Source organism: Alkalibacterium sp. m-11 (assembly GCF_054658155.1).
In genome coordinates, this window is record NZ_BAAGIR010000685.1 from 1 (window position 1) to 218 (window position 218).

The following is a 218-nucleotide window of genomic DNA, read 5'->3' on the forward strand; positions in this document are numbered from 1 at the left end:
GTTTTCCTACATTTCTTTAGAAACATTAAGTGAAACGTCTCGACAGGCTATCGGCCAGTTTGATCGGTATTCAAAAAAATTAACGTTTAAAAAAGTACTGAAACTCTTTCTCTATGCGATTAATGATGAAACCGATAGCCTACGGCATTTGGATCAACAGTTGGTCAACCCAAACTTAAAAAAAGTGATTGATATTGAGTCCATTAGCTATTCTCAAT

The 218-nt window shown here is 34.9% G+C and carries 1 pseudogene; it reads left to right on the forward strand.

Annotated features, from left to right (window positions below):
- Positions 1-218, forward strand: a pseudogene (locus ACYQ2O_RS13925) (IS4 family transposase); the annotation flags it as partial.